This window comes from Pseudomonas sp. Ors-4-3C (assembly GCF_055755035.1).
Window position 1 is genome coordinate 2257074 of the sequence record NZ_CM146900.1, and the last position, 23700, is coordinate 2280773.

19 protein-coding genes are annotated in these 23700 nt (G+C 60.9%); 2 read left to right on the forward strand and 17 right to left on the reverse strand.

Features of this window, described 5'->3' with window-relative positions:
* Nucleotides 1-56: 56 nt before the first annotated feature.
* Genes ACVHNU_RS09965 through arnB form a run of 9 tightly spaced genes read right to left on the reverse strand, consistent with a single transcriptional unit; the run spans nt 57 to nt 10473 of the window.
* Nucleotides 57-1655 (reverse strand): ArnT family glycosyltransferase, encoded by a 1599-nt coding sequence (locus ACVHNU_RS09965; RefSeq protein ID WP_473019598.1) that lies wholly within the window; start codon nt 1653-1655, stop codon nt 57-59.
* Complete coding sequence (locus ACVHNU_RS09970; protein WP_003224722.1) at nt 1652-3031, reverse strand: UDP-glucose dehydrogenase family protein; 1380 nt, start codon at nt 3029-3031, stop codon at nt 1652-1654. Before ACVHNU_RS09970 ends, ACVHNU_RS09965 begins: the two co-directional genes overlap by 4 nt.
* A complete protein-coding gene (arnF, locus tag ACVHNU_RS09975; protein ID WP_003224724.1) occupies nt 3028-3441 on the reverse strand; it encodes a 4-amino-4-deoxy-L-arabinose-phosphoundecaprenol flippase subunit ArnF in 414 nt (137 codons plus the stop codon). Before arnF ends, ACVHNU_RS09970 begins: the two co-directional genes overlap by 4 nt.
* Nucleotides 3438-3782, reverse strand: a complete 345-nt coding sequence (gene arnE / locus ACVHNU_RS09980) for a 4-amino-4-deoxy-L-arabinose-phosphoundecaprenol flippase subunit ArnE (protein WP_003224726.1) — start codon at nt 3780-3782, stop codon at nt 3438-3440. Before arnE ends, arnF begins: the two co-directional genes overlap by 4 nt.
* Entirely contained in the window at nt 3779-5428 is a 1650-nt protein-coding gene (arnT, locus tag ACVHNU_RS09985; protein ID WP_473019599.1) for a lipid IV(A) 4-amino-4-deoxy-L-arabinosyltransferase, read from the reverse strand. The genes arnE and arnT (ACVHNU_RS09985) overlap by 4 nt, the downstream gene beginning before the upstream one ends.
* Entirely contained in the window at nt 5425-6309 is an 885-nt protein-coding gene (arnD, locus tag ACVHNU_RS09990) for a 4-deoxy-4-formamido-L-arabinose-phosphoundecaprenol deformylase (RefSeq protein WP_103483384.1), read from the reverse strand. The genes arnT (ACVHNU_RS09985) and arnD overlap by 4 nt, the downstream gene beginning before the upstream one ends.
* Nucleotides 6309-8300 carry a bifunctional UDP-4-amino-4-deoxy-L-arabinose formyltransferase/UDP-glucuronic acid oxidase ArnA gene (arnA, locus tag ACVHNU_RS09995; RefSeq protein WP_003224731.1) on the reverse strand — a complete coding sequence of 664 codons (1992 nt, stop codon included), beginning with the start codon at nt 8298-8300 and terminating at the stop codon, nt 6309-6311. Before arnA ends, arnD begins: the two co-directional genes overlap by 1 nt.
* Nucleotides 8297-9328, reverse strand: a complete 1032-nt coding sequence (gene arnC, locus ACVHNU_RS10000) for an undecaprenyl-phosphate 4-deoxy-4-formamido-L-arabinose transferase (protein WP_201137718.1) — start codon at nt 9326-9328, stop codon at nt 8297-8299. The genes arnA and arnC overlap by 4 nt, the downstream gene beginning before the upstream one ends.
* Nucleotides 9325-10473 carry a UDP-4-amino-4-deoxy-L-arabinose aminotransferase gene (gene arnB / locus ACVHNU_RS10005; protein WP_103483385.1) on the reverse strand — a complete coding sequence of 383 codons (1149 nt, stop codon included), beginning with the start codon at nt 10471-10473 and terminating at the stop codon, nt 9325-9327. The genes arnC and arnB overlap by 4 nt, the downstream gene beginning before the upstream one ends.
* Before the next feature lie 437 nt (nt 10474-10910).
* On the opposite strand from arnB, the gene ACVHNU_RS10010 reads away from it, so the two are divergent.
* Complete coding sequence (locus ACVHNU_RS10010; RefSeq protein WP_003224736.1) at nt 10911-11801, forward strand: site-specific integrase; 891 nt, start codon at nt 10911-10913, stop codon at nt 11799-11801.
* Here the strand turns inward: ACVHNU_RS10010 and ACVHNU_RS10015 are convergent, their stop codons facing one another.
* The 6 genes from ACVHNU_RS10015 to pmrG form a co-directional block, all read right to left on the reverse strand.
* Nucleotides 11802-12860 (reverse strand): ABC transporter ATP-binding protein, encoded by a 1059-nt coding sequence (locus ACVHNU_RS10015; RefSeq protein ID WP_473019600.1) that lies wholly within the window; start codon nt 12858-12860, stop codon nt 11802-11804.
* The gene (locus tag ACVHNU_RS10020) at nt 12857-14452 is read right to left on the reverse strand and encodes an ABC transporter permease (protein ID WP_262141198.1); all 1596 of its coding nucleotides are present in this window, start codon (nt 14450-14452) and stop codon (nt 12857-12859) included. Before ACVHNU_RS10020 ends, ACVHNU_RS10015 begins: the two co-directional genes overlap by 4 nt.
* Before the next feature lie 3 nt (nt 14453-14455).
* Nucleotides 14456-15469 carry an iron ABC transporter substrate-binding protein gene (locus ACVHNU_RS10025; RefSeq protein ID WP_473019601.1) on the reverse strand — a complete coding sequence of 338 codons (1014 nt, stop codon included), beginning with the start codon at nt 15467-15469 and terminating at the stop codon, nt 14456-14458.
* 186 nt (nt 15470-15655) lie between these two features.
* Complete coding sequence (locus tag ACVHNU_RS10030; RefSeq protein ID WP_473019602.1) at nt 15656-17173, reverse strand: ArnT family glycosyltransferase; 1518 nt, start codon at nt 17171-17173, stop codon at nt 15656-15658.
* On the reverse strand, nt 17170-18891 hold the full coding sequence (arnT, locus tag ACVHNU_RS10035) for a lipid IV(A) 4-amino-4-deoxy-L-arabinosyltransferase (protein WP_473019603.1): 1722 nt from the start codon (nt 18889-18891) through the stop codon (nt 17170-17172). Before arnT (ACVHNU_RS10035) ends, ACVHNU_RS10030 begins: the two co-directional genes overlap by 4 nt.
* Nucleotides 18892-19186: 295 nt before the next feature.
* Nucleotides 19187-19867 carry a lipopolysaccharide core heptose(II)-phosphate phosphatase PmrG gene (gene pmrG / locus ACVHNU_RS10040; RefSeq protein WP_262141202.1) on the reverse strand — a complete coding sequence of 227 codons (681 nt, stop codon included), beginning with the start codon at nt 19865-19867 and terminating at the stop codon, nt 19187-19189.
* 316 nt (nt 19868-20183) lie between these two features.
* Here pmrG and ACVHNU_RS10045 point away from each other — a divergent pair, with 316 nt between their 5' ends.
* On the forward strand, nt 20184-21497 hold the full coding sequence (locus ACVHNU_RS10045; RefSeq protein WP_473019604.1) for a sensor histidine kinase: 1314 nt from the start codon (nt 20184-20186) through the stop codon (nt 21495-21497).
* On the opposite strand, the gene ACVHNU_RS10050 is transcribed toward ACVHNU_RS10045, so the two are convergent.
* Together ACVHNU_RS10050 and ACVHNU_RS10055 are read right to left on the reverse strand one after the other, a co-directional pair.
* Nucleotides 21455-22006: a PqiC family protein gene (locus tag ACVHNU_RS10050; protein WP_226499374.1), complete on the reverse strand. Its 552-nt coding sequence runs from the start codon at nt 22004-22006 to the stop codon at nt 21455-21457. The two genes, ACVHNU_RS10045 and ACVHNU_RS10050, sit on opposite strands and share 43 nt — an antisense overlap.
* Nucleotides 22007-22022: 16 nt before the next feature.
* On the reverse strand, nt 22023-23678 hold the full coding sequence (locus ACVHNU_RS10055) for a PqiB family protein (protein ID WP_473019605.1): 1656 nt from the start codon (nt 23676-23678) through the stop codon (nt 22023-22025).
* Nucleotides 23679-23700: the final 22 nt, after the last annotated feature.

A 23700-nucleotide genomic window follows, 5' to 3' on the forward strand; every position in this document is an offset into this window, starting at 1 on the left:
CCGCAGGCTGCGATCTTTTTCCTGAAAGCGCAAAAGATCGCAGCCTCAATCAGTTCCTACAAGGGCTTCAGATACAACAGCACGTAATCGTTCTTGTCGAAACGCCCCGTCAGCACGGGTTGCAAGCCGGCCAGCGGGGTGCCCTGTAGCGATTGCAGGTCCTTGCTGTCCATCATCAGCCAGGCCGGGCCCTTGAGGGCTTCGAGTTGCTGGACTGTTTCGGTGAACTGCGGTTGCAGATCCTGCTCGACGTTGACCATGAACTTGATCGCCTTGGCGTCTTTGCCCATGCCGTGCAGCACCAGCGGTGCCGGGTTCTGCTGCACCTGCGCGAAGGCGGCGCGACTGAACGCCTGCGTGTCGTACAGACGTCGCTCTACCGGTTCGAACACCGCGGCATACACCGTCCACAACGCCAATACCGAACACAGCGCCAGCACTTCGGCACGCCAGCGCGGGATCATCAGACGCGACAACGCGAGCAATTGCAGAACGCCGAGCACGATCAGCACCAGGGTGATGCCGTCGAGCTGCTCGGGAAAGCGGCGCTTGGCAACCAGCAGGGCCACCATCAACAGCCCCGGCGTCACCAGCCAGATTCCTTGAATTACCCCACGCAATACGCGGAACACCCGACCGTGCACAACCTGGAACGGGTACGCCGCGATGATCGCCGCCATCGGCAACATCGGCAGCAGGTAACGCGCCTTCTTCGCCTGTGGAATCGACAGACCGACCATGACGATCAGCCCGGCGGCCGCGCAGTATTGCACCAGACGCAAGGCCGGCCCGCGCTGATGCGGCTTGCTCAGCCAGGTCGCGGCCAACGCCAGTATCGCCAGCGGATACGCCAGTGCGTAATTGCCCATGGAGCTGGTGAAGTAATACAGCGAACCGCTGACGCCTTCGCTGCCGTCCATGCGCCCCATGAACTGCATACGAATCACGTCTTGCAGGAATGCCTCGCCACCGCTGAGTTTAGCCAGCCACAACAGCAGGCCGACGCATGCAGCGAGTAGGATCGACGCCAGCACACCGAACACGAAAAGCCGTTTCCACTCGCGGTTGAGCAAGTAGTAACTGCAGAGCATGCCGGTCGGCACCACCAGGCCGATGGGCCCGCGAATGCCGAAGCCCAGCAACAACAGGATAAAGATCAGCGGCCAGCGACGGCGCGAGCCGAAATGGTCGTGCGCGTAGCCCAGGTAAAACACCGACAGCGCCACGGCGGCGAGCATCAGGTCTTGCGACACGGCGCGCACTTCGGTGACGAAGGTGCTGGTGAGCATCAACAGCGCAATGCTGATCAAGGCCCAACGCTGCGAATGCACCGCCAGCAAGCGATACATCAACGTCACGATCACGCCGCCGGCAATGGCGCTCGGCAGCCATGCCGTCAGGGTGTTGATCGCGCCGAAGGGCAATGACAACAGCCAGATGAACAGTGTCGAGAGCGCTGAATAGTCGGCGTAAGGTTGACCGTAAGTGGTCGGGAATACGGTCGGCCCGTGTCTCAGCATTTCCTGGGCAAACAGTACGAACCGTGAATCGAAGCCAATGGGAGCCTGTCCGTAAACCCCGGCTATGAACAGCAACAGCGCCAGCAGCCCTGCGATCAGGGACTGCCGGCGGATGACAGGCGACAACGTGATCAAGCGACGTCCGCTTTGTTAGGCCACTGTTGCAGCGGGATCGGCAGTTTGCGCGAATCACCACGGCCGATCGGGAAGTACTTGAAGCCGTTGCGCGCCAGACGCTCGGCGTCGTACAGGTTGCGGCCGTCGAAGATCACCGGGGCTTTCAGTCGCTGCTCGATCAGGTCGAAATCCGGCGCCTTGAACTGCTGCCATTCGGTGCAGATGATCAGCGCATCGGAACCCGACAGCACCGATTCCGGAGTGCCCATCAGCATCAGTTTTTCTTCGTTCGGATACAGATGCTGGGTTTCCTGCATCGCTTCCGGGTCGAACGCACGAACGCTGGCGCCAGCGGCGAACAGCGAATCGAGCAGGACACGGCTCGGTGCGTCGCGCATGTCGTCGGTGTTCGGCTTGAACGCCAGGCCCCACAGGGCGAAGGTCTTGCCGCGCAGATCACCCTTGTAGAACGCGTTGATGCGGTCGAACAGCTTGTGCTTCTGCCGCTCGTTGATCGCCTCGACCGCTTGCAGCAGATCGCTGGAGCAATGCGCCTGTTCGGCACTGTGGATCAGCGCGCGCATGTCTTTCGGGAAGCACGAACCGCCGTAACCGCAGCCCGGGTAGATGAAGTGGTAACCGATGCGCGTGTCGGCACCGATGCCCTGACGGACCGACTCGATGTCGGCGCCCAGGTGTTCGGCCAGTTCGGCGATCTGGTTGATGAAGCTGATCTTGGTCGCCAGCATGCAGTTGGCGGCGTATTTGGTCAGCTCGGCGCTGCGCAGGTCCATGAACATGATGCGGTCGTGGTTGCGGTTGAACGGCGAGTACAGGTCGCGCATCACGTCGCGCACTTCGTCACCTTCGCAGCCGATGACGATGCGGTCCGGACGACGGCAGTCGGACACCGCCGAACCTTCCTTGAGAAATTCCGGGTTGGACACGATATCGAACTGCAGCTCACGACCGGCCTTGTCCAGCGCGGCTTGAATGTGTGCACGCAGGGTGTCGCCGGTGCCGACCGGCACGGTGGATTTCTCCACCAGGATCAGCGGCTGCTCACGGTGGCGCGCCACGGCGTCACCCACCGACAGCACGTATTTCAGATCGGCCGAGCCGTCTTCACTGGACGGTGTACCCACGGCGATGAACGCGACGCGACCGTGTTGTACGGCGAGTTTTTCATCGGAGGTGAAATGCAGGCGGCTGGAGTCCAGGCCTTCGCGTACCAGGCTCGACAGGCCCGGTTCAAAGATACTGACGTGACCCTGGCGCAGCAGTTCGACTTTCTTCTGATCGATGTCCATGCACACGACGTCGTGACCGACTTCGGCCAACACGGCGGCCTGCACCAGGCCAACATAACCGCTACCAAATACTGTGATTTTCATGGAGCACTCCTGAATTCGGGCGCACGAGACGGACGAGTGTTAATAGTGATGACCCCGAGCATGACCAGTGCCACGCCCAGCGATTTAGTGAAACTGAACGATTCGTTGAACAGCGGCAGACTGGCCGCCAGCAGGTACACCAGCGCGTAGCTGATGCTCAATAGTGAATAAGCCCGGCCCAGCGGCAGATCGCGCAATGCCGCGAGCCAGCAGAGCATCGACAGGGCGTAGGCGAAAATTGCCACCAGCACCACCGCCAGTGCCGACAGATCGACACTGCCGGCGCTCAGCGCCGTCAGCCATTGTTCCGGTTGCGGCAGGCGCGTCATGCTCCAGCGCATGCCCAGTTGGGCACTGCTGACCAACCCCACGCTGGCGAGGGCGAAACCGATACCACGTGCCTTGTTCATGACTGTTGCCCCAGCAAAACCACGCCGCCGATCACCAGCGCCACGCCCAGCCAATGCTGGCGGTCGATGGGCTCGCGAAAGACGAAGCGGGCAATCAGGGTGATCAGCACGAAGTTGAGGCTGAGCATCGGGTAAGCGATGCCCACTTCAAGACGTTGCAACACCAGCAGCCACACCAGCAGCCCGCTGCCGAGAGAAACCAGCGCCAGCCACAACCATGGCGAACGCAGTTTGTCGGCCCAGGACGAATCAACGCCGCGCCAGCTCTCCACGGCGAATTTCTGCGCGACTTGCCCCAGGCACGTCAGCAGACACGCCGTCAGTAACAGCAACCAGCTCATGACGGATCCTTGGGCAGCACCATGATCACCAGATTGCCCGATTCGTAACGGGTACCGTCCTTGGGCAGCAGGTCCAGCTCTTCGAGCTCGTCCTGGCCCTTGACGCGCATCAGCACACCGACCGATCCGCTGCGGCGCGCTTCGCGTACCCATTGTTGAACGTTGTCCTTGGTGAGTCGGCGCTCGGCGCCTTCCGGGTAGGACAGACCGTACTTGAGTTCGCCGACCGTGTTGTACAGTGCGACCTCCGGTTGTTTCATGCGCCAGGCCAGTGCCGCCGCCGCGCCCAGATCGTTGCTCAGCAGATGCGTAGCGCCGGACAGTTCAGTGACGTGATGACGGACGAACTGATCCGGGGTCTTGTTGGCCACCACCGACTTGGGCAATGCCGCAGGCAGGATCCCGGCCAGCAACAGACTGCCCAGCGCCGGCGCCGCCCAGCATTGCAGCGGCAGGAACGCTTGAGCGAGGTTGGCGATGATCCAGCCGATCAGGGCGATGAACACCAGCACCATGCTGTGCAGTTCATGGTCGTACACCGGTTTGTTCAGTTGCAGATAAACCAGTGCGATCAGCGTGACCACACCCAGCAGCAGGTTCAGCAGACCGTTGATCCCCAGCGCCCGACCTTGTTCAAGACGCAGGCGATCAGCCAGCGCATTGCCCAGCAGCAGTGCCAATGGCAGCAGGCACGGCAGGATGTAGGTCGGCAGCTTGCCGTTGCTCAGGCTGAAAAAGCCCAGCGGCAGCCACAGCCACAACAGCAGGAAGACCATTTTCGGCTGGGCACGGGTTTGCCAGGCTTGCTTGAACGCGGTCGGCAACAGACCGACCCACGGCAGGCTGAACGCCACCAGCAGCGGCAGGTAAAACCACCACGGTGCATCGTGCTGCGCATCGTCACCGGCAAAGCGGCGTATGTGTTCGTGCCAAAAGAAGAACCGCCAGTAATCCGGCTCCTGCGCGTGCACCGCCAGTGCCCACGGCAAGCTGACGATGATCGCGATGGCAATCGCCACCGGACCGAACACCAGCAGTTCACGCCAGCGTTTCTGCCAAAGCATCCACGGCAATGCGATCAATACCGGCAACAACCAAGCGAGAAAGCCCTTGGTCATGAAACCCATGCCGCAGGCCAGCCCCAACACCGCCCAGGCGCCCAGACGTTGCCCGGTGCTGCGGCCGTCGAGCGCAAACCACAGCGCCACCAGGCTCAGGTTGACCCAGAAGGTGAATTGCGGATCAAGGTTGGCGTATCCGGCCTGGCCGGCGACGACCGTGAAGCTCATGTAGAGCAGGGCGCAGACGAAGCTCTTGCGCGGATCGTTCCATAGCCTGCGCGCGACCAGGTAGGCCAGCAGCACACTCAAAACGGTGCTGAGGGCCGACGCGAAGCGCACGCCGAACAGGTTCTGCCCGAACAATTCCTGGCCGATGGCAATCATCCAGTAGCCGGCAATCGGTTTCTCGAAATAACGCAGCCCCATGAAATGCGGCGATACCCAGTTGCCACTGAGCAGCATGTCCTGGCTGATCTGTGCGTAGCGGGTTTCGTCGGGGATCCACAGGCCATGGGTGTGCAACGGCAACAGATAGGCCAGCAGACAGAGGCCGATCAACAGCGGCAGTGCCCAGCGTCTGGTCATGCGCCTTGCACTCCCAGCCAGCCTTCACGGCCTTCGAGCGCACCGCGTTGTACGCGGCCTACGGGCAACGTGTTGAAGAACTCGGGCAACAAGTCACCCAAGGGTTTGAAGTCAATGTTGCGCTGGCGTGCATCGGCCAGCAATTGACGAAAATCCTGAGCCATCAGAATCCCTTCTACTTCGGCATGAATGGTGTAGACGTTGAGAGCTTGCGCCTGGAACCGGTCGAGGATGAAGGCGTTGAAGTCCTTCGCCGCCACGTGCGGGCCGACGACTTCGTCGAAGGTCGGCAGGTCCACCGGAATCTGCGGAGTCCCCGGCGTGCCGTCCGCCAGCAGCGGACGGAACAGGCTCTGCCCGCGGCAATCGCTGTTGTAGCGAAAGCCGAAGGTCTGTTTGGCCTCGATCACGCGCTCGTCCGCACGCCAACCGGCGGCGGCCGAACACTGGATCTTTTCTCCGAGGATGTCGCTCAACGTGTCGACGCCCTGACGAATCTGTTCGATCAGTTGGGCATCGCTCCAACGCCCGGCGTTGGCCTGCCAGCCATGGTGATCCCAGGCGTGCAGGCCGACTTCGTGACCGGCGTCCCGGGCCTGACGCATCAGGTGCCCGAGATCACGGCCAATCGGTTTGCCGGGCCAGGCAGTGCCGGCCAGCAAAATGTCCCAGCCGTAGAGGCCGGCAGCGTTGGAGCGCAGCATTTTCCAGAGGAACTGCGGGCGGATCAGGCGCCACAGATGTCGACCCATGTTGTCTGGGCCGACACTGAAGAAAAACGTTGCCTTGACCTGCGCCTCGTCGAGCATCTCCAGCAGCCGCGGCACACCTTCACGGGTGCCACGGTAGGTGTCGACATCGATACGAAGACCTGCCTGCATTACTTCTTGTCCGCGATTTCGAGCATGGCTTCACGCAGGAAGAAGTCCAGGGTGTTGCCGATGGTCTCGCGCATTTCCACGGTCGGCTCCCAGTTCAGCAGGCGCTTGGCGTTGGCGATGCTTGGCTTGCGGTGTTCCACGTCCTGGTAACCGGCACCGTAGAACGCCTTGCTTTCCACGTCGCGGAAACCGGCGAACGGAGGGAAGTTGTGACGCAGCGGGTGCGCTTCGAACTGACGCAGCAGCTCTTCGCCCAACTGACGGATGCTGGCTTCGTTGTCCGGGTTGCCGATGTTGATGATCTGGCCGTTGCAGACATCGTTGTCGTTGTCGATGATCCGCGCCAGCGCCTCGACGCCGTCAGCGATGTCGGTGAAGCAACGCTTCTGCTCGCCACCGTCGAACAGACGGATCGGCGTGCCTTCCACCAGGTTCAGAATCAGCTGGGTGATGGCGCGGGAGCTGCCGATACGCGCCGAATCCAGACGGTCCAGACGCGGGCCCATCCAGTTGAACGGACGGAACAGGGTGAAGTTCAGGCCTTTGGCGCCGTAAGCCCAGATCACGCGGTCCAGCAGTTGCTTGGAGACCGAGTAGATCCAGCGCTGCTTGTTGATCGGGCCGACGATCAGGTTCGAGCTGTCTTCGTCGAAGTTCTTGTCCTGGCACATGCCATAGACTTCCGAAGTGGACGGAAAGATCACGCGCTTGTTGTACTTGACGCAGTAGCGAACCAGTTTCAGGTTTTCTTCGAAGTCCAGCTCGAATACGCGCAGTGGGTTGCGGGTGTATTCGATCGGGGTGGCGATGGCCACCAGCGGCAGGACCACGTCGCACTTCTTGATGTGGTACTCGATCCACTCGGAGTGAATGCTGATGTCGCCTTCGACGAAGTGGAAGTTCGGGTGGCTGCGCAGACGCTCGATGGCGTCGGAGCCGATGTCCAGACCGTAGACTTCGTAGCGGTCGTCACGCAGCAGGCGCTCGGACAGGTGGTTACCGATGAAACCGTTGACGCCCAGGATCAGTACGCGAGTACGACGTGGCGCACGACCGGATTCGGCGCCGCGCAGCAACGAGCCATCCACCAGACCCAGTTCGTTGGCCAGTTGCGGGCCGCTGAGGTACAGACCGTTGTCGTTGCGCTGACCGGCGTTGATCACCAGCGAGTCTTGGCCGCAGGCAATGCGCAGCGGATCGACGCTGATCACGCGACCTGGCGCCTGGCCTTCGTTGCCCTTGACGACTTCAGCGCTCCAGACGATCAGTTTGTGCTCGCCCACGGCGCAGAAGGCGCCCGGGTAAGGTCGGGTGACGGCGCGCACCAGGTTGAACAGTTCTTCGGCCGGTTTGGCCCAGACCAGTTTGCCGTCCGCTGGGGTGCGGCGACCGAACACGGTGGCTTTGGATTCGTCTTGCGGGGTTTCAGTGATCTTGCCTTGCAGCATGTTCGGCAGGGTGTCGCGCAGCAGGTCGCTGGCGGCTGTGCGCAATTTGGCGTGCAGGGTCAGACCGGTGTCGCTGCGCTCGATGGCCACGCGTTGCTGGGCAACGATCGCGCCAGCATCAGCGCGCTTGACCATACGGTGCAGGGTGACGCCGGTTTCGGTTTCGCCGTTGACCAGCACCCAGTTTGCCGGAGCGCGACCGCGATAACGTGGCAACAGCGAACCGTGCAGGTTGAACGCGCCTTTTTTCGCCAGGGCCAGCAGTGGCTCGCTCAGCAGGTTGCGGTAGTAGAAGGAGAAAATGTACTCCGGGTCCAGCTTGGCGATGCGCTCGATCCACAGTGGGTGGTTGGCGTCTTCCGGCGCGTGTACCGGAATGCCTTTGTTCGCGCACAGTTGTGCAACCGACGCATAGAACGCGTTTTCTTTCGGATCATCGGCGTGAGTGAACACTGCTGCAATGTCAAAGCCGCTGTTGAGCAGGGCTTCAATGCCGGCGCAGCCAATATCGTGGTAGGCGAAGACAACAGTTTTTGCACTCATGAGAGAACCTGATCGGAAGTGGAAGAATTAGCGGTAGAAGAAAGACCATCAACGGTGACGGCAGGGGCCGGATCGGCCGGCTGGCTGCGCAACACCTTTTCGATGAAGAAACGCGGACGGGCGCGCACATCGCTGTACATGCGGCCCAGGTATTCACCCAGCAGCCCCATGCCGATGAACTGGCCACCGGTGAACACGAACAGTACGGCGAACAGTACGAAGGTACCGCCGCCCGCCCAGCCGGCACCGAACGCCAGACGCAGAATGATCAGTGCGACGGCGAACAGCACACCCAGACCGGCCATGGCGAAGCCGACGATGCTGAGCAAGCGCAGCGGGGTGGTGGTCATGCAGGTGACCAGATCGAACATCAGGTTGATCAGGCGCATCGGGCTGTATTTCGAGTCGCCGTGTTCACGCTCGGCGTGGGCCACGACGATTTCGGTGGTATGACGGGCGAAGCTGTTGGCCAGGATCGGGATGAACGTGCTGCGCTCACGGCAGGCGAGCATCGCGTCGATGATGTTGCGGCGGTAGGCGCGCAGCATGCAGCCGTAGTCGCTCATGGCAACGCCGGTGGAGCGCTGCACGGCAAGGTTGATCAGCTTCGACGGATACCGGCGCAGCGCCGAGTCCTGCCGATTGCCGCGCACGGTACCGACCACGTCGTAACCTTTTTCGGCTTCGGCCACCAGCCGTGGGATTTCTTCCGGCGGGTTCTGCAGGTCGGCGTCGATGGTGATGACCACGTCGCCCTTGCACTGTTCGAAACCGGCCATGATCGCGGCGTGCTGACCATAGTTGCGGTTGAGAATGACCGCCACGAACGGGCTGTTTTCACGCCCGGCGGCTTCTTCGAGCATGTTCGCCGATTCGTCGCGGCTGCCGTCGTCGACCAGCACGATTTCGAAGTCGTGATGCAACTGGCGGCAGGCCGCCTCGGTACGACGCAGCAGCTCGGGCAGGCTTTCCTGCTCGTTGTAGACCGGGATGACGATCGACACACTGCGGATTGGATAAGGTTTCACAGGCGTTTTTCCATGATTTGTGCGATGGCACCGACAACACGGTCAAGGTCTTGATCGGTCATGTCGGGGAACAGCGGAATCGAGCACAGCCGCGCCGAGTTCCATTCGGTGTTGGGCAGGTAGAGGTCGGGGTCACGCTGGCGATACCAGGTGTGCAGGTGGGTGGCAATGAAATGGATACCGGTACCGATGCCCTGATCCTGCAAAGCTTTCATGAAAGCTTCGCGATCCATGCCGCAACGCTCGCTGTCGATGCGCAGGATGAACAGGTGCCAGGCGTGTTGCTGGGCGTAGTCGGGCAGGGCCAGCGGTTGCACTGGCAAGCCTTCGAACTTCTGCAGATAGCTCGTAGCCAGTTCAGTGCGACGGGCGTTGATTTCGTCCAGACGCTGCAGTTGCACCAGGGCAATCGCGGCGTTGACGTCGGCGAGGTTGTACTTGAAGCCCGGCTCCATCACTTGCGCCTGCGGCTTGCGGCCACCGGTCAGACGGTCGTAGGCGTCGACGCCCAGGCCGTGGAATTTGAGCATGCGCACACGGCTGGCGAGGGCTTCGTCGTCGGTGACGAACATCGCGCCTTCGGCACAGGTCATGTTCTTGATCGCATGGAACGAGAAGATCGCCGTGCCTTGCGAGCCGACGTGACGCCCCTTGTAGCGGGTTCCGGCAGCGTGGGCGGCGTCTTCGATGACCGGGATGCCGTGCTTGTCGGCGAGGGCATACAGCGGATCGAGATCGAACGCTGCGCCGGCATAGTGCACCGGAATGATTGCCTTGGTCCGCGGGGTGATGGCCGCTTCGATGCGCGCAGCGTCGGTCATCAACGTGTCGCGGTCGACATCGACGAATACCGGTTTGGCGCCCAGCAGGGAGATCATGTTGGCGGTCGAGACCCAGGTCTGCGACGGGGTGATGACTTCGTCGCCCGGGCCGATGCCCAGGGCCAGCAGCGTGATGTGCATGCCGCCGGTGGCCGAAGACAAGGCTACCGCGTGCTTGCAACCGACATACTGCGCAAACTGCTCTTCGAGTGCCTGGTTTTTCGGCCCCGTCGTGATCCAGCCCGAGCGCAACACCTGCTCTACGGCGGCAATTTCCTCATCGCCGATACTCGGGCGAGAGAAGGGGAGAAACGCCTGACTCATGGGCACCTCATTGCAAAAAAAATAAAGGATGAATTCACGGAATCGTTGGATCCAACCTCAGCGTAGACGCAGAAAAGCACTCCTGCATCAATAACTTGGCAAAAAAAGCATGACGTCGGGATCGATTGACTTTTCACGATTTGCCCGGCAGGTTGGGCAAAGCCACTACCGAACCGATGGGAATTAAGGTTATGCCGGTTTTTGTGAAAGGAACATGAAAAACCGGTTGGCGAATCGTTTATCTGTCACTTATACAGCCGCTGTTCAGGCTTCTACCGTCCATCGCAGTTTTTTGTCGGACAGTGCGGCCCTAGTACCTTCTTTACTTCAAGTACATTGCATTTGTTAGTTGTTGTAGTGCTGTACGTTTTTTACTCAAGGTTTATCGTTTGATTGATTTAGTTGCTGCAACCCCGGTCGTTCCAAAGCCCAACCCGATGAGCCTGTACCTCGCGCGTTTGGCGCCTTCCAGCCAGCTCACTATGCGCTACGTGCTGCAAGATGCGGCCGATCGCCTGGGTTTTGAAGACATGAATGTCGAAGAGATTCCCTGGCATGCCTTGCAACCCGAAGATGTTGTCGCACTGGTGGCGGCATTGCGCGCAGACAACTACGCACCCAACACTTCTTCGTTGTATGTGAATGCCGTGCGCGGGGTCATGAATGAAGCCTGGCGCATGAGCCTGATCAGCCAGGAACATCTGTTGAAAATGCGCTCGGTCAAGGGCATCGCCGGCACGCGGCTGTCCCAGGGGCGCAATCTCAAGCGCACGCTGATTCACGAATTGATGGAAGTCTGCGCCGCCGACCCACGCCCACAGGGCCTGCGCGATGCGGCAATCATCGCGTTGCTGTACGGCACTGGCATGCGCAAGTCGGAGTCGGTGGATCTGGACCTGAATCAGGTCGACTTCAGCGAGCGCAGCCTGTGCGTCACCGCCAAGGGCAACAAGCAGTTGATCAAATACGCACCGGCATGGGCGTTCAGCAAGCTCAATGCCTGGCTCGAACTGCGCCGTTCACAGCTCAAGGAAGGCGAGAGCGACGATGCCTTCCTGTTCAACCGCATCCGCCGTGGCAGCCACATCACCCGCGAGCGCATCACCAAGCACGCGATCTATTACATCGCCCGTCAGCGCGGGACGCAGGTCGGGGTGAAGATCATGCCCCACGATTTCCGTCGCTCGTTCATCACCCGGGTGATCGAGGAGCACGACCTGTCGATCGCGCAGAAACTCGCGCACCACAGCAACATCCAGACCACCGCCAACTACGATGTGCGCGATGACAACGAGCGGCGGCGGGCGGTGGATCGCTTCGATCTCTGATCAGTTCAGGCCAAACACATGCGCCGCACCGAGCACCGACAGTTGCACCGCGCTGCCGGCGGGCGGCGCGTGCATGCCCGAGCTGCGCACTAGAATCGAACGGGCCGGATCCTGAGTCGCGGATGAGCTCAGTTCGACTGTCAAGGTGCAGGTATTGCCGGCAAAATCGCGGTCGGTGACCAGCGCGTGGCAGCCTTGACTGTCAGACGCGACTTCGGCGATCTGCAATTGTTCGGGGCGCAGCATGATCTGCGCGGCGCCGCTGAAACCGTTGCTGTTCACCGCCACCAGACCCAGATCGCAATGCGCCCAACCTGCCTCGATCCGCGCGGGCAGCACCACCGCTTCGCCGAGAAAGTGCGCAGTCTGCTCATCATTCGGAAAGCGGTAGAGATCCATCGGATGCCCGGACTGCACCAGCCGGCCGTTGCGCATCACCGCCAATTGATCGGCAAACGACAACGCTTCGCTCTGATCGTGGGTCACCAGAATGGTGGTGACGCCGGCGTCTTCGAGCAGGCGCGCGACCATTTTGCGCATGGCACTGCGCAAACCGGTGTCGAGGGCAGAGAACGGCTCGTCGAGCAGCATCAGCCGTGGTTGTTGCGCCAGTGCCCGGGCCAGGGATACGCGCTGTTGCTGACCACCAGACAATTCGTGCGGCCAACGGTTGGCCATGTTGGCGTCCAGCGCGACGCTGTCCATCAATTGCAGAATGCGTTGCTGGCGCGCGGCGCCGGTCAGGGCCAGGCCGAAACCGATATTCGCCGCCACCGTCATGTGCGGGAACAACGCGCCGTCCTGCGGGACGTAGCCGATCTGCCGTTGATAGGCCGGCACCGCGTGACTGCGGTCGACCAGCGTCTGGCCGTTGAGCGTGAGGCTGCCGCTGTCGGGAAACTCGAACCCGGCGATCATCCGCAACAGCGTGGTCTTGCCGGAACCGGAGGGGCCGACGATCACCGTGCGGCTGCCGGTCGGCACGTTGAGGCTGACGTCATCGAGCGCCTTTTGTGCGCCGAAGGTTTTACTGAGGTTGAGCAGTTCGAGAGCGTTCATCGGCCAGCGGTACGCCTGGATTGGTGATAGAGAATGGCCGTCAGCGGCAGGGAAAGCAGGATCATCAAGAGCGCGTAGGGCGCTGCGGCGGCGTAATCGATTTCGCTGGTCATCGCCCAGAAGCCAGTGGCGAGGGTGCGCGTGCCGTTGGGCGCGAGCAGCAGGGTCGCGGTCAGTTCATTGGTGATTGCCAGAAATACCAGGGCCGCCCCTGCCGCCGCGCCGGGAGCCGCCAGGCGCACGGTGATCAGCCACAATGCGCGCAACGGCGAGCGGCCAAGGCTTTGCGCGATGTTTTCCAGTTCGACCGGGGCCTGTGCGAAACCGGCGCGCAGACTGACCAGCGCCCGCGGCAGGAACATCAGCAGATAGGCCAAGAGCACGGTGATGGTGGTCTGGTAGATCGGCCGGGCGAAATGAATGGTCACGGTGACCAACGCCAACGCAACGACAATGCCGGGTAGCGAACTGGTGATGTAATTGCAGCCTTCCAGCAAGCGCTGCAGTTTGCCCGGAGAGCGGATTGACAGCCATGCAATGGGAATCGCCGCGACGCTGGTCAACAACGCGCCGGCCACGCCATACGACAACGTCTGCAGCAGGGCCGGCATTAACTCGTCGCCTTGCCAGACCTGCACACCACCGGCCACCAGCCAGCGGCCCAGTGTCAGCAACGGCACACCGAGCGCCAGCAGGCAGGTCAGCGTTTGCAGGAGTAACGCCAAAGATGTCGCGCCGCGCCCCAGTTGTACGCTGCGCTGATCCCGGGCGCTGCCGGACCCGACTCGCGCATACCGCGCCTGGCCACGGGCGGCGGATTCAGCCGTGAGCATCGCCAGACAGCACAGCGCCAGAACCCCGGCGAGCATGTTGGCGGCCGGGCCGTTGAAGGTCGATTTGAACTGATCGAAGATCGCCGTGGTGAAGGTGTCGAAACGGATCATCGCGTACAAGCCGTACTCGGCCAGCAAATGCAGACCGACCAACAAGGCTCCACCGCAGATTGCCAGGCGCAATTGCGGCAACACCACCCGAAAGAACACCGCCCAAGGCTTGAGTCCCAAGGATTGCGCAACGTCTTCAATCGCCGGATCGAGACGACGCAAGGTCGCGGCAATCGGCAAATACAGAAACGGGAAATACGCGATCACCGACACCAGCACGCCGGCGGGCAGACCGTGGATCGATGGAATCAGGCTGACCCACGCGTAACTGTGGACGAACGCCGGCACGGCCAACGGTGCGACCGCCAGCACTGACCACAAGCGTCGGCCGGGCAGGTTGCTGCGTTCGGTCAGCCAGGCCAGGGTTGTCCCGAGCACGATGCACAATGGCAGGGTGATCAGCACCAGCAGCACGGTGTTGATCAGCAATTCGCCGACCCGCGGGCGAAATATCATGGCTTCGATGGTTGCCCAACCGGTGTACCACGACACGCCGATCACGAACGCAATCGGCAGCAGTGACAACAATGACACCAGCACCGCCGAGGTCACCACCCACGAGCCGCCGCGCCCGCCAAGCCTGCGGGCAGGGTGGAGGAGGCTGGCGGGGGCCGTCGCAACGGCCGGTGCAGGCAAGGTTTCGGGCATCACTTAGAGCAATCCGGCCTGGGTCATCAGCTCGACGGCTTTTTTGCTGTCGAGGGTCGAAGCATCGACTTTCGGCGCATCGAGGGTTTTCAGCGGGGTCAGCTTCGGATTGGACGGCGCGTCTTTGCCCACGGCGTATTCGAAGGAGGTGCCGGTTTCGAGAACTTCCTGACCTTCCTTGCTGGTGATGTATTTGACGAACGCCTGCGCCTGCTCCGGATGCTTGCTCGATGCCAGGACGCCAGCGCCGGAGGTGCTGACGAACGCGCCCGGATCCTGATGTTTGAAGTAGTACAGCTTGGTGTTTTTGCTGTTTTCGCCGGTCTTCGACTGATCAACGAAGCTGTAATAGTGATAGATCACACCGCTGTCGATCTGCCCGGCGTTCACCGCTTTGAGCACCGCGCTGTTGCCGCGATAGATGGTTGCATTGGTCTTCATGCCCTTGAGCCATTCCAGCGTGGCGGCTTCGCCTTTCTGTTGCAGGACGGCGGCGACAATTGCCTGGAAATCCGCGCCAGCCGGGGAGGCGGCCCAGCGGCCTTTCCATGCCGGGGTGGCAAGGTCTAGCAGGGATTTGGGCAGGTCTTTTTCAGTCAGCTTGTTCGGGTTGTAGACAAACACGGTGGAACGGGCAGCGATGCCGACCCAATTGCCGTGGGCCGGACGGTAGGCGGAATCGACTTGCTCAAGGGTCGCGGGCGCCAGTGGGGCGAACAGTTTGGCATTGTCCACCAGCACCATCGCCGGGGAGTTCTCAGTGAGGAATACGTCTGCCGGCGAGGCGGCGCCTTCCTGCACGAGCTGGTTGCCCATTTCGGTGTCATCGCCATTGCGAATGGTCACCGGGATCCCGGTTTCTTCGGTGAACCCGGCCACCCAGGCCTTGGTCAGCGTTTCATGCTGCGCGTTGTAAACCACCAGACCCACCGAGTCGGCGGCAAACGCCTGCCCGGTGCCGAGCAATGCGGTGGCCAGCAATGCGCGCTTGAAGAAGGATGGAAGGCGTGGATTCATTCGGGCAGCTCCTGTTTTTAGACGTTATGAGCAAACCCTCGCAGGAAACAATGCGAACGATTTGCAAGTGTCGAGTCGCGGCAATGTAGGGTGGCAAATGAGAAAAAAACGTCAAAGAAGCCGTTAATACTTGTCATTGCCATTCAAATTTACCGCGACTTTCCACTTTTGTCTTAACGTCATTGCTCAGGAGTGGGGGATGTAGGCCACGCTCTGGTCTTCACGCCCGTGGAATAGCTGCTCGCCACGGGTGGGCATGGTGGTGATGACCTGGTGATCAGCCTTCAGCGCATCCAGTGGCACGGCATCACCGGAACGGTATTGCGCGACGAAAATCGTGCGTTGCGGATCCCAATGTTCCCCGCTGGTTCTTTCCAGCCAGGCGATCAGCGTCGCGGTGTCGCCATTGTGCGGGAAGTCCTGGATCGTTTCCGGTACGTAGTAGAACGGTGCACCACCGGTTTGCAGGTACATCGGCACTTTGTTGTCGACCTCGATCATGACCATCCGCCATTGATTCAACGGTGCCTGCTGACTGGCCTGTTCGCGAACCTGCTCGCCGAAGCGGATAACACCGCCGCCGCTGTTGGTCCACGGGTAAAGCACCCCCAGGATCGCGGCGAGCAACACCGTGGTGACAGCGAAGCCGATCTTCAGACCACGACCTGCGCTGTTGCGAGCGGCCATGCGCCGGGTCACCCACCAGGCACCCAGCAGTTGCGCGAAGGGCACCAACGGCAGGACGTAATAGCTGCGGCGACTGCCACACGCGGTGAAGAACAGCATCAGCAACGCGAGCCCTTGAATCAGCCAGCGGGTGTCCGGTTCGATGTGCTTCCAGTTGCGCGCGGCCACCCACAAGGCGATCAACCAGCACGGTGCCCAGGGCAGGGTGTAGACCGGCAGGTAGATCAAGTAGGTGTAAATCGGCCCGAATTGATCGAATGGCTGGAAAAACCGCACGACGTTTTCGCGCAGCACCAGGCCGAGGCCGCTCTGTTCGTAGTTGGGCGCACCGTAGAGGTGGGACAACAGGAACGGCGTCATGTAGAACGCCCCGGCGATCAGCAGAGCACCCAGCAGGCGCAGGTTCAGGTGACGTTTCCAGCGGTGTTCGCTGAGCAGGTGCGGCAGCAGCACCAGGCCGGGCAGGATGAAACCGATCAGGCCTTTGAACAGCGATGTCAGCGACAGCAGGCCGAAGAACACCACGTAGCGCCAGAACCGCGTGTCATCCGGGCCACGCCAGTACCACCAGACGGCCGCCAGTACACCGCAAACGGTGAGGATGTCGGCGGTGGCGACTCGCGCCCAGAACACGAAGTAGAACGTGGTCGCCAGCATCCAGCCGGCGATCAGCCCGGTGCCTTTGCGAAACAGTTGCTCGCCGATCAGGTACACCAGCCATACGCTGAACCACGCGGAAATCACCGATGACAGGCGCAACGACCAATGCCCCAGTCCGCCGGTGAACCACGAGGTGGCGGTGATCAGCCAGTACGACAGCAGCGGCTTGTCGTAGTAGGGGCTGCCCTTGAGATAGGGGTCGAAATAGTCGCCGCTTTGCAGCATCTGCAACGCGATGTTGGCCCAACGGGTCTCCGGCCCCCACAGCTCACGACTGCCCAGGCCAAGCAGTAAAAGCAGGGCAGTCGCTGCCAGCAGAAGCAGCAACTGCCTCCGTTCAGTCCTGGTCTGGGTCATGGCTGGCTCTGACTGAAGATGAGGATTTCGATTTGGCCACGGCGGTAGTGCTTGCCGTCTATTGGCAGCAGTTCAAGTTGTTGCGCGTCCGATGTGCTGTTGACGCGCATTACTACGCCCACCGAGCCTTTCTTGCGCGCTTCGGTCATCCATTGGCCAACACCTTCCAGGCTGACCTTGCGTGAAGCCATGGCCGGGTCATCGAGGCCGTACTTGAGCTCGCCAACGGTGTTGAACAGGTCGACTTGCGGGCGGCGCAAGCGCCATGACAACGCAGAAGCGGCGCCCAGGTCGTTGCTCAGCAACGAGCTGGTCTGGCTGAGTTCCTGCTGATGCTCGGCGATGAACTGATCCGGCATCTTGCTGTTGACGATGGTCGCCGGCATTGCAGCGGGTAGCAGCGCGACAAGCAGGCCGATGCCCAGCGCCGGCATCGCCCACAGCGTCAGTGGTCGCAAGGCTTGCAGCGAACCGGCAATGATCCAGCCGAGCAATACGATGTAGGCCAGCGACAGGCTGAACATCTCAGTGTTTGCATAGATTTCACGGGTCGCTTGCAGATAAATCAGCGCCACCAGCGCGGCGCCGGCCAGCACCACGTTGACCACACCGTTGGTACGCAAGACGCGGCCGTTCTGGTCAGCGAGCCAGTTCATCACGGTGTAGCCCATCAACAGGGCCAATGGCAGCAGGCACGGCATGATGTAGGTCGGCAGTTTGCCGCTGCTCGCGCTGAAAAACGCCAGGGGCAGCAGGAACCACAAAGCCAGGAAGGCGATTTTCGGGTCACGCTTTTCGCGCCAGGTGCGCAACAGCGTCGAAGGCAGCAGCAATGCCCATGGCAAGGTGGCGGCGAACAGCAGCGGCAGATAGAACCACCATGGCCGTGCATGCTGTGCGTCTTCGCCGGCGGCAAAGCGGCGGATGTGTTCGTGCCAGAAGAAGAACCGCCAGAAATCCGGTTCACGGTAATGCACGGCCAGTGCCCATGGCACGCTGACCAGGGCGGCCACCGCAACGGCGACCAGACCATAACGCACCAGCTCGCCAAAGCGTCGCTGCCAGATCATGTAGGGCAGGGCGATCAGCACTGGCAGCATCAGGGCGAGGAAACCTTTGGTCATCAGGCCCATGCCACAAGCGAGGCCCAACAACGCCCAGCCGCCCAGGCGCGCGCGCGGGGTGGTGCTGTCGATGGCAAACCAGATCGCCACCAGACTGAGGTTGACCCACAGGGTGAACTGCGGATCGAGGTTGGCATAGCCGGCCTGACCTGCAATCAGGCCGAAGCTCATATAAAGGAGGGCGCATGCTGCGCTGATTCGCGGGTTGTTCCACAGGCGACGGGCCAATACGTAGGCCAGCCACACGCTTACGCCGGTGCTGAGCGCCGAGGCAATGCGTACGCCGAACAGGTTTTCACCGAAAATGGCCTGGCCGATGGCGATCATCCAGTAGCCGGCAATCGGTTTTTCGAAGTAGCGGATGCCCATGAAATGCGGCGCCACCCAGTTGCCGCTCAGAAGCATTTCCTGGCTGATCTGGCCATAACGGGTTTCATCGGGAATCCACAGACCGTGGGTCATCAGTGGCAGCAGATAAAAGACCACGAATGCCAGCACCAGACCGGGTATCGCAAAGCGCTCGACCAGGGTGCTCTGGTGGAGGTGTGGCAAATTCAACGCTGCATGGTGCAGCGGTTTGTTCTCAGACGTCATGACTGGACCTTGGTGCAGTACAAAGTGTGCGTTTCAGTGAAGCGCCTGGCGATTTCCGTTGCAGGCGCGGCACTGGGTTGAATGAATGCAGAGGAGAGCACGTCCGAAGGCCGTGTCCTGTATTCAGAGAACGGGTCTGCTTCCAGCTTTAAGTTCTCCTCGGGAAGACAAGCTCTAAAATGAAATATGTCCAGTTGCTCAAAATAAAAAACATTTCTTATTACAATTTCATAGGCGCCAATACCCTGTGCCAGAGCATTGGCCGAGTTGTTTGTTGCTTGATTAAGTTTGCTGGTTACTTGGTCAATCGCTGCCAGCCTTCAGGGTTCATGATGCCAATGACTTCAAGTTTGCCTTGTGCATCTATACGGGCTAAAACCGCGCCGCCATATTCGGTGGCGACCGCGCGCGGGTAACCGGTTTGTCTTTCGAAATCGGCGATGCAGCCGCTGTGGGTCACGAGGATCATGTTCTGCCCAGGGGGCTTGTGCGCCACCAACTCATCGCGCATCGTCGGGCCACAGGTTTCCAGCCATTCTGCCGCCATTGCGTCGCGACCGAACATGTAATGAGCCGTTTGCGCAGTGCGCGTCAGGGGGCTGGTGAACACTTGGGTCTGCTGCATTCCCAATTGCGTAAAGGCCCGGCCAACGGAGACTGCAGAGACGCTGCCTGCCTGGGTAATACCGTCTGCCGGCCCCAGGCAAATGTTGTTCGAGCGGTCACAGCGTTCGGCGTGGCGCACCAGTGCGACGACCTCGCCAGCCTGCCAGGCTTTCACCCATTGCTGGGTGGTAGAGGCGCTGACATAACGCAGGTTGGCAGGTGAACGCTGCAGCCAGACGAAGCCACAAATCAGGCTGATCACCAGCACGCCGGCAGCGATGGCAACCCAGGCCCGCGGACGAGAGAGGTACGATCTCTTGGGTGCTGATTGTATTTGTACTAATTCAACCACGACGTTGCCCCTTGTCATTCCCGAGTTCCATTCAGTTCACACGCAAAGTGCAACGTAAGCTCCAGGAGGTTAGTTACTTTACGGTGGGTTGCTTGAATGGCTGCTGAACACTACGTTCAGAGTCGTGGCGGCGCAGTGAAGAACATGTGAAAAATTTGCGAGAGAGGCGCAGGTATCAACAGAAACGGCTATTTGATAACTAAACTCAAATAGCCGTTTTGTTTGCTTGAAGCACTTAACAACTGCGCCGGGCAAGGCGAAGCTGCGCGCTTTGGACAACGTCGTCGCGCCGCCCCTTGCAGCTCTGACATCAGCACTGGAGTCATTGAACCGGATGGACCTCAAGCAAAGCCTCGCCAATCGGATCGTGATTGTGTTCGCCTTGATGAGCGCGGTGGTAGCCGGTGTCTTCGCGATGGGCATTGTGGCCACGGTGCATGTCGTCGAGCACAAGTTGACCATGACGGCCCTGAGCGGCGGACTGCGCCGGTTGCTGGCGATGGACGACATCAACCAGTGGCGCCATGAGCCGGAAAAGAGCGAACTGTTTTTTTTCGAGAACGGTCCGGGGCCCATGGCGCTGACGCCGCAACTGGCAAAACTGCCCTTGGGGTTTCAGGAGATCACCTTCAACGGTGATGATTTCTACGCCATGGTCGAGGCAGTCGGCGGCCGCAAATATGTGTTGCTGCGCAATCAGGAAAGCTTCGAACAACGCGAGCACCTGCTGTTCGTCGTGGTGATTGTCGGGTTCATCCTCAGTGTCATGTTGGCTGTCGCGCTCGGCAGGCTGCTGGCGCGGCAGGTCATGGCGCCGGTGATTCGCCTGGCGGGGCAGGTACGTCATCGCGATCAGTTGATCGCGTTGGCGCCGGCCCTGCATCCGGATTACGCCGATGATGAAGTAGGGGAGTTGGCGCTGTCTTTCGACCAGACACTCGGCCGGTTGCGCGAGACCCTGAACCGGGAAAAGCTCTTCACCAGTGACGTGAGCCACGAACTGCGCACACCGCTGATGATTCTGGCCAGTTCCTGCGAGCTGTTGCTGGCCAACCCCTCGCTGGATCGGCGTTCCACTGAGCAGGTCAAACGCATTGCCCGGGCCAGCGCTGAAATGCGCCAACTGGTTGAGACTTTTTTGATGCTGGCGCGCAAGCCGGAAGAGCTTGGCACCGAATCCACCTGCACACTCAAATCTATCGCTGACGCCCAGGTGGAAATCTGGGGGCGGCTGATTCGCGAAAAAGGTCTGGAGCTTATCTACGAGCCGCAACTGGCGGGCACCACGCGATATGACCTGACGTTCTTGCAATCGGTCATGGGCAATCTGTTGCGTAATGCCTGGCACTACACCGATCAGGGCTTTGTCCGGTTGACTCTGCTCAAGGACAGTTTCGTGGTCGAGGACAGCGGCATCGGTATTCCGGAAGAGAAACGCCAGGCGATGTTTCAGCCATTCGTGCGTGGTGACGAACAGCGCGGTGAAGGGCTTGGCCTGGGGTTGTCGCTGGTGCAGCGAATCTGCAGCCATCAACACTGGCAGGTTCACTTGGTGACTCGCGAACCCAACGGCTGCCGTTTCACCGTCACGCTACCGGCGGCGACTCAGGACGCCGATGGACAGGTGCGTGAATTGCCCGCCGCTTGATTGATCAATGCAGCCAGTCGTTTGACGTTGTTCTGTTGCGCGGCCACCAGGTCATCGATGCTCGGGCCGGACGGTGTTTGCAAGGTTGAATGACACGTCAGCAGAGCATTGTCCGCCGCACCGCTCGGGCGCAGGCGCCACTTGACGTCGATCAGCCCGTATTGTCCGGGAATCGAGTCAAAACGCTGCACATCAATGCGCACCGAAACATTGCCGCGACTGCCGGTATTGCTCAGTTGATCGCTCAACGCGCTGCGCAACTCATCCGCCAGACTCGCCCCCCACCATTGGGTTTCCAGAATCGCCAGGCCATTGTTGCCCTGGCGGATGACGATTTGCGGGCGGTCGACCTGTGGCGGCACGCTGATCGCCTCGATGGGAATTTGCGCACCGGCCCGGGACGTCGGCAGTTGCACCGGCGTCAGGGTGTGAAAGTTGATCGGCTCGCTGCGGCAGGCACCCAGCAGCATGAACGCAGCGAGCACGGTGATCTTCAGCGGTAAAGCCATGGGGTAGCTCCTGTGCTCAATTGCGTGGCGGTCCTTTCAGATCCAGCGGCGCGGCATTGTCGGGGCGACCGCGAATCAGCGATTCCGGATGGCGCCCGAGATAATCCGACAGCTCACGCAGCGACCGCGACATGCGCCCGAGTTCGTCGAGGGTCTCGGTGAGTTTCTCGCGCTGCGGTGAGTCTTCGGCGAGGGTCGAGCTGGCGGACTGCAAGGTCTTGCTGACGTCGGCCAGGGTGGTCTGCACGCTCGGCAGGGTTTTCGCGTTGAACTGGGTCAGGCCTTTGCGCAGCTCCACGAGGTTGCTGTCGAGGTTGCCGGCAATCCGTTCGACCGGCAGTTTGTTGAGCTTGTCGACCACGGCTTCGAGTTTTTCCTGCAACTGTTCGAGGCTGCCGGGCACGGTGGGCAAGACCACCGGCCGGGCCGTCGGGTCAAACGCGACTTTCTCGGCTTTCGGGAAGAAATCCAGTGCAACGTACAACTGCCCGGTCAGCAGGTTGCCACTGCGGGCCTGGGCGCGCAGACCGTTATCGACGAAGGTGCCGAGCAGACGAATACCGGCGGCTTCGTCGTTGGGATCGTGCTTGAATTCGGTCAGCATCTTTTTGTAGGCCTGGCCCAGGCGCTGCGGGTAGATGACGATGCCGACGTTAAGCGGGAAGCTGCGTTTTTTCGCGTCGAAGTCCAGGTTGATCCCGACGACCCGGCCGATCTCCATGCCGAGAAACTCCACCGGTGCATCGACCTTGAGTCCGCGCAGCGACTGATCGAAACGCAGCACCATGTATTGCGCCTTGCCGTTGGGCGGGGCGAGGGCGGTCTGCTGATCGGCGAACAGCTCGAAGTCTTTGTCGTCCGTGGCAGCAACGTCGTTGGGGCTGTAATCCGGCGCACGGAAGGCAATGCCGCCGACCAGCATGGTCGACAGCGATTCGGTCTTTACTGCGAAGCCGTTGGCGCCGACATTGATGTCGATGCCGCTGGCGTTCCAGAACCGGGTATTTTCGGTGACGAACGCGTCATTCGGCGAATGGATGAACACCTCGATGTCCACGCCTTTGCCCTCGGGATTGAGGGTGTAGGTGACGACCTGGCCAACCGGAATCTTGCGGTAGTAAACCGGCGATCCGATGTCCAGCGAGCCGAGATCCGGGGCGTGCAGCATGAAGCGCTTGCCCGGTTCGCCGTAGGTGATCGGCGGCGGGTTCTCCAGGCCCTTGAAGTGTTTGGCGCGGCTGTCGGCCTGGCCGATATCGGCACCGATGTAGTCGCCGGAGAGCAGGGTGTCGATGCCCGATACGCCGCCAGCGCCGATGCGCGGGCGCACGACCCAGAAGTGTGAATCCTCGCGGGTAAAGGTTTCGGCCTGCTTGGACAGTTTGATCGTGGCGTCGACGCTCTTCTGGTCGGCGCTCAACTCGACGTCAGTCACCTGACCGATCACCACGTTGCGATACTTGACCTCGGTCTTGTTGGCGGTCAGACCGCTGCCGGTCTTGAAGTTGACGACGATGCTCGGGCCTTCCTGCAGCAGGTTGTGCACCACCAGCGAAATACCGACCAGCACCGCCACGATCGGCACGATCCACACCAGTGAAATGCTGAAACGACGCGTCTTGATCGGCGCTTGGCCCGGTGCTCGTGGCTCATCGGCGGCTGACGACTTCATCCATGTCCCCCTCGGTTTTGTG

What these genes read in the sequence shown, in the direction of transcription:
- ACVHNU_RS09970 (WP_003224722.1), bottom strand. Translation starts at nt 3,031, where the DNA reads ATGAAAATCACAGTATTTGGTAGCGGTTATGTTGGCCTGGTGCAGGCC.
- arnF (WP_003224724.1), bottom strand. Translation starts at nt 3,441, where the DNA reads ATGAACAAGGCACGTGGTATCGGTTTCGCCCTCGCCAGCGTGGGGTTG.
- arnE (WP_003224726.1), bottom strand. Translation starts at nt 3,782, where the DNA reads ATGAGCTGGTTGCTGTTACTGACGGCGTGTCTGCTGACGTGCCTGGGG.
- arnT (WP_473019599.1), bottom strand. Translation starts at nt 5,428, where the DNA reads ATGACCAGACGCTGGGCACTGCCGCTGTTGATCGGCCTCTGTCTGCTG.
- arnD (WP_103483384.1), bottom strand. Translation starts at nt 6,309, where the DNA reads ATGCAGGCAGGTCTTCGTATCGATGTCGACACCTACCGTGGCACCCGT.
- arnA (WP_003224731.1), bottom strand. Translation starts at nt 8,300, where the DNA reads ATGAGTGCAAAAACTGTTGTCTTCGCCTACCACGATATTGGCTGCGCC.
- arnB (WP_103483385.1), bottom strand. Translation starts at nt 10,473, where the DNA reads ATGAGTCAGGCGTTTCTCCCCTTCTCTCGCCCGAGTATCGGCGATGAG.
- ACVHNU_RS10010 (WP_003224736.1), top strand. Translation starts at nt 10,911, where the DNA reads ATGAGCCTGTACCTCGCGCGTTTGGCGCCTTCCAGCCAGCTCACTATG.
- ACVHNU_RS10015 (WP_473019600.1), bottom strand. Translation starts at nt 12,860, where the DNA reads ATGAACGCTCTCGAACTGCTCAACCTCAGTAAAACCTTCGGCGCACAA.
- ACVHNU_RS10020 (WP_262141198.1), bottom strand. Translation starts at nt 14,452, where the DNA reads ATGCCCGAAACCTTGCCTGCACCGGCCGTTGCGACGGCCCCCGCCAGC.
- ACVHNU_RS10025 (WP_473019601.1), bottom strand. Translation starts at nt 15,469, where the DNA reads ATGAATCCACGCCTTCCATCCTTCTTCAAGCGCGCATTGCTGGCCACC.
- ACVHNU_RS10030 (WP_473019602.1), bottom strand. Translation starts at nt 17,173, where the DNA reads ATGACCCAGACCAGGACTGAACGGAGGCAGTTGCTGCTTCTGCTGGCA.
- arnT (WP_473019603.1), bottom strand. Translation starts at nt 18,891, where the DNA reads ATGACGTCTGAGAACAAACCGCTGCACCATGCAGCGTTGAATTTGCCA.
- pmrG (WP_262141202.1), bottom strand. Translation starts at nt 19,867, where the DNA reads ATGACAAGGGGCAACGTCGTGGTTGAATTAGTACAAATACAATCAGCA.
- ACVHNU_RS10045 (WP_473019604.1), top strand. Translation starts at nt 20,184, where the DNA reads ATGGACCTCAAGCAAAGCCTCGCCAATCGGATCGTGATTGTGTTCGCC.
- ACVHNU_RS10050 (WP_226499374.1), bottom strand. Translation starts at nt 22,006, where the DNA reads ATGGCTTTACCGCTGAAGATCACCGTGCTCGCTGCGTTCATGCTGCTG.
- ACVHNU_RS10055 (WP_473019605.1), bottom strand. Translation starts at nt 23,678, where the DNA reads ATGAAGTCGTCAGCCGCCGATGAGCCACGAGCACCGGGCCAAGCGCCG.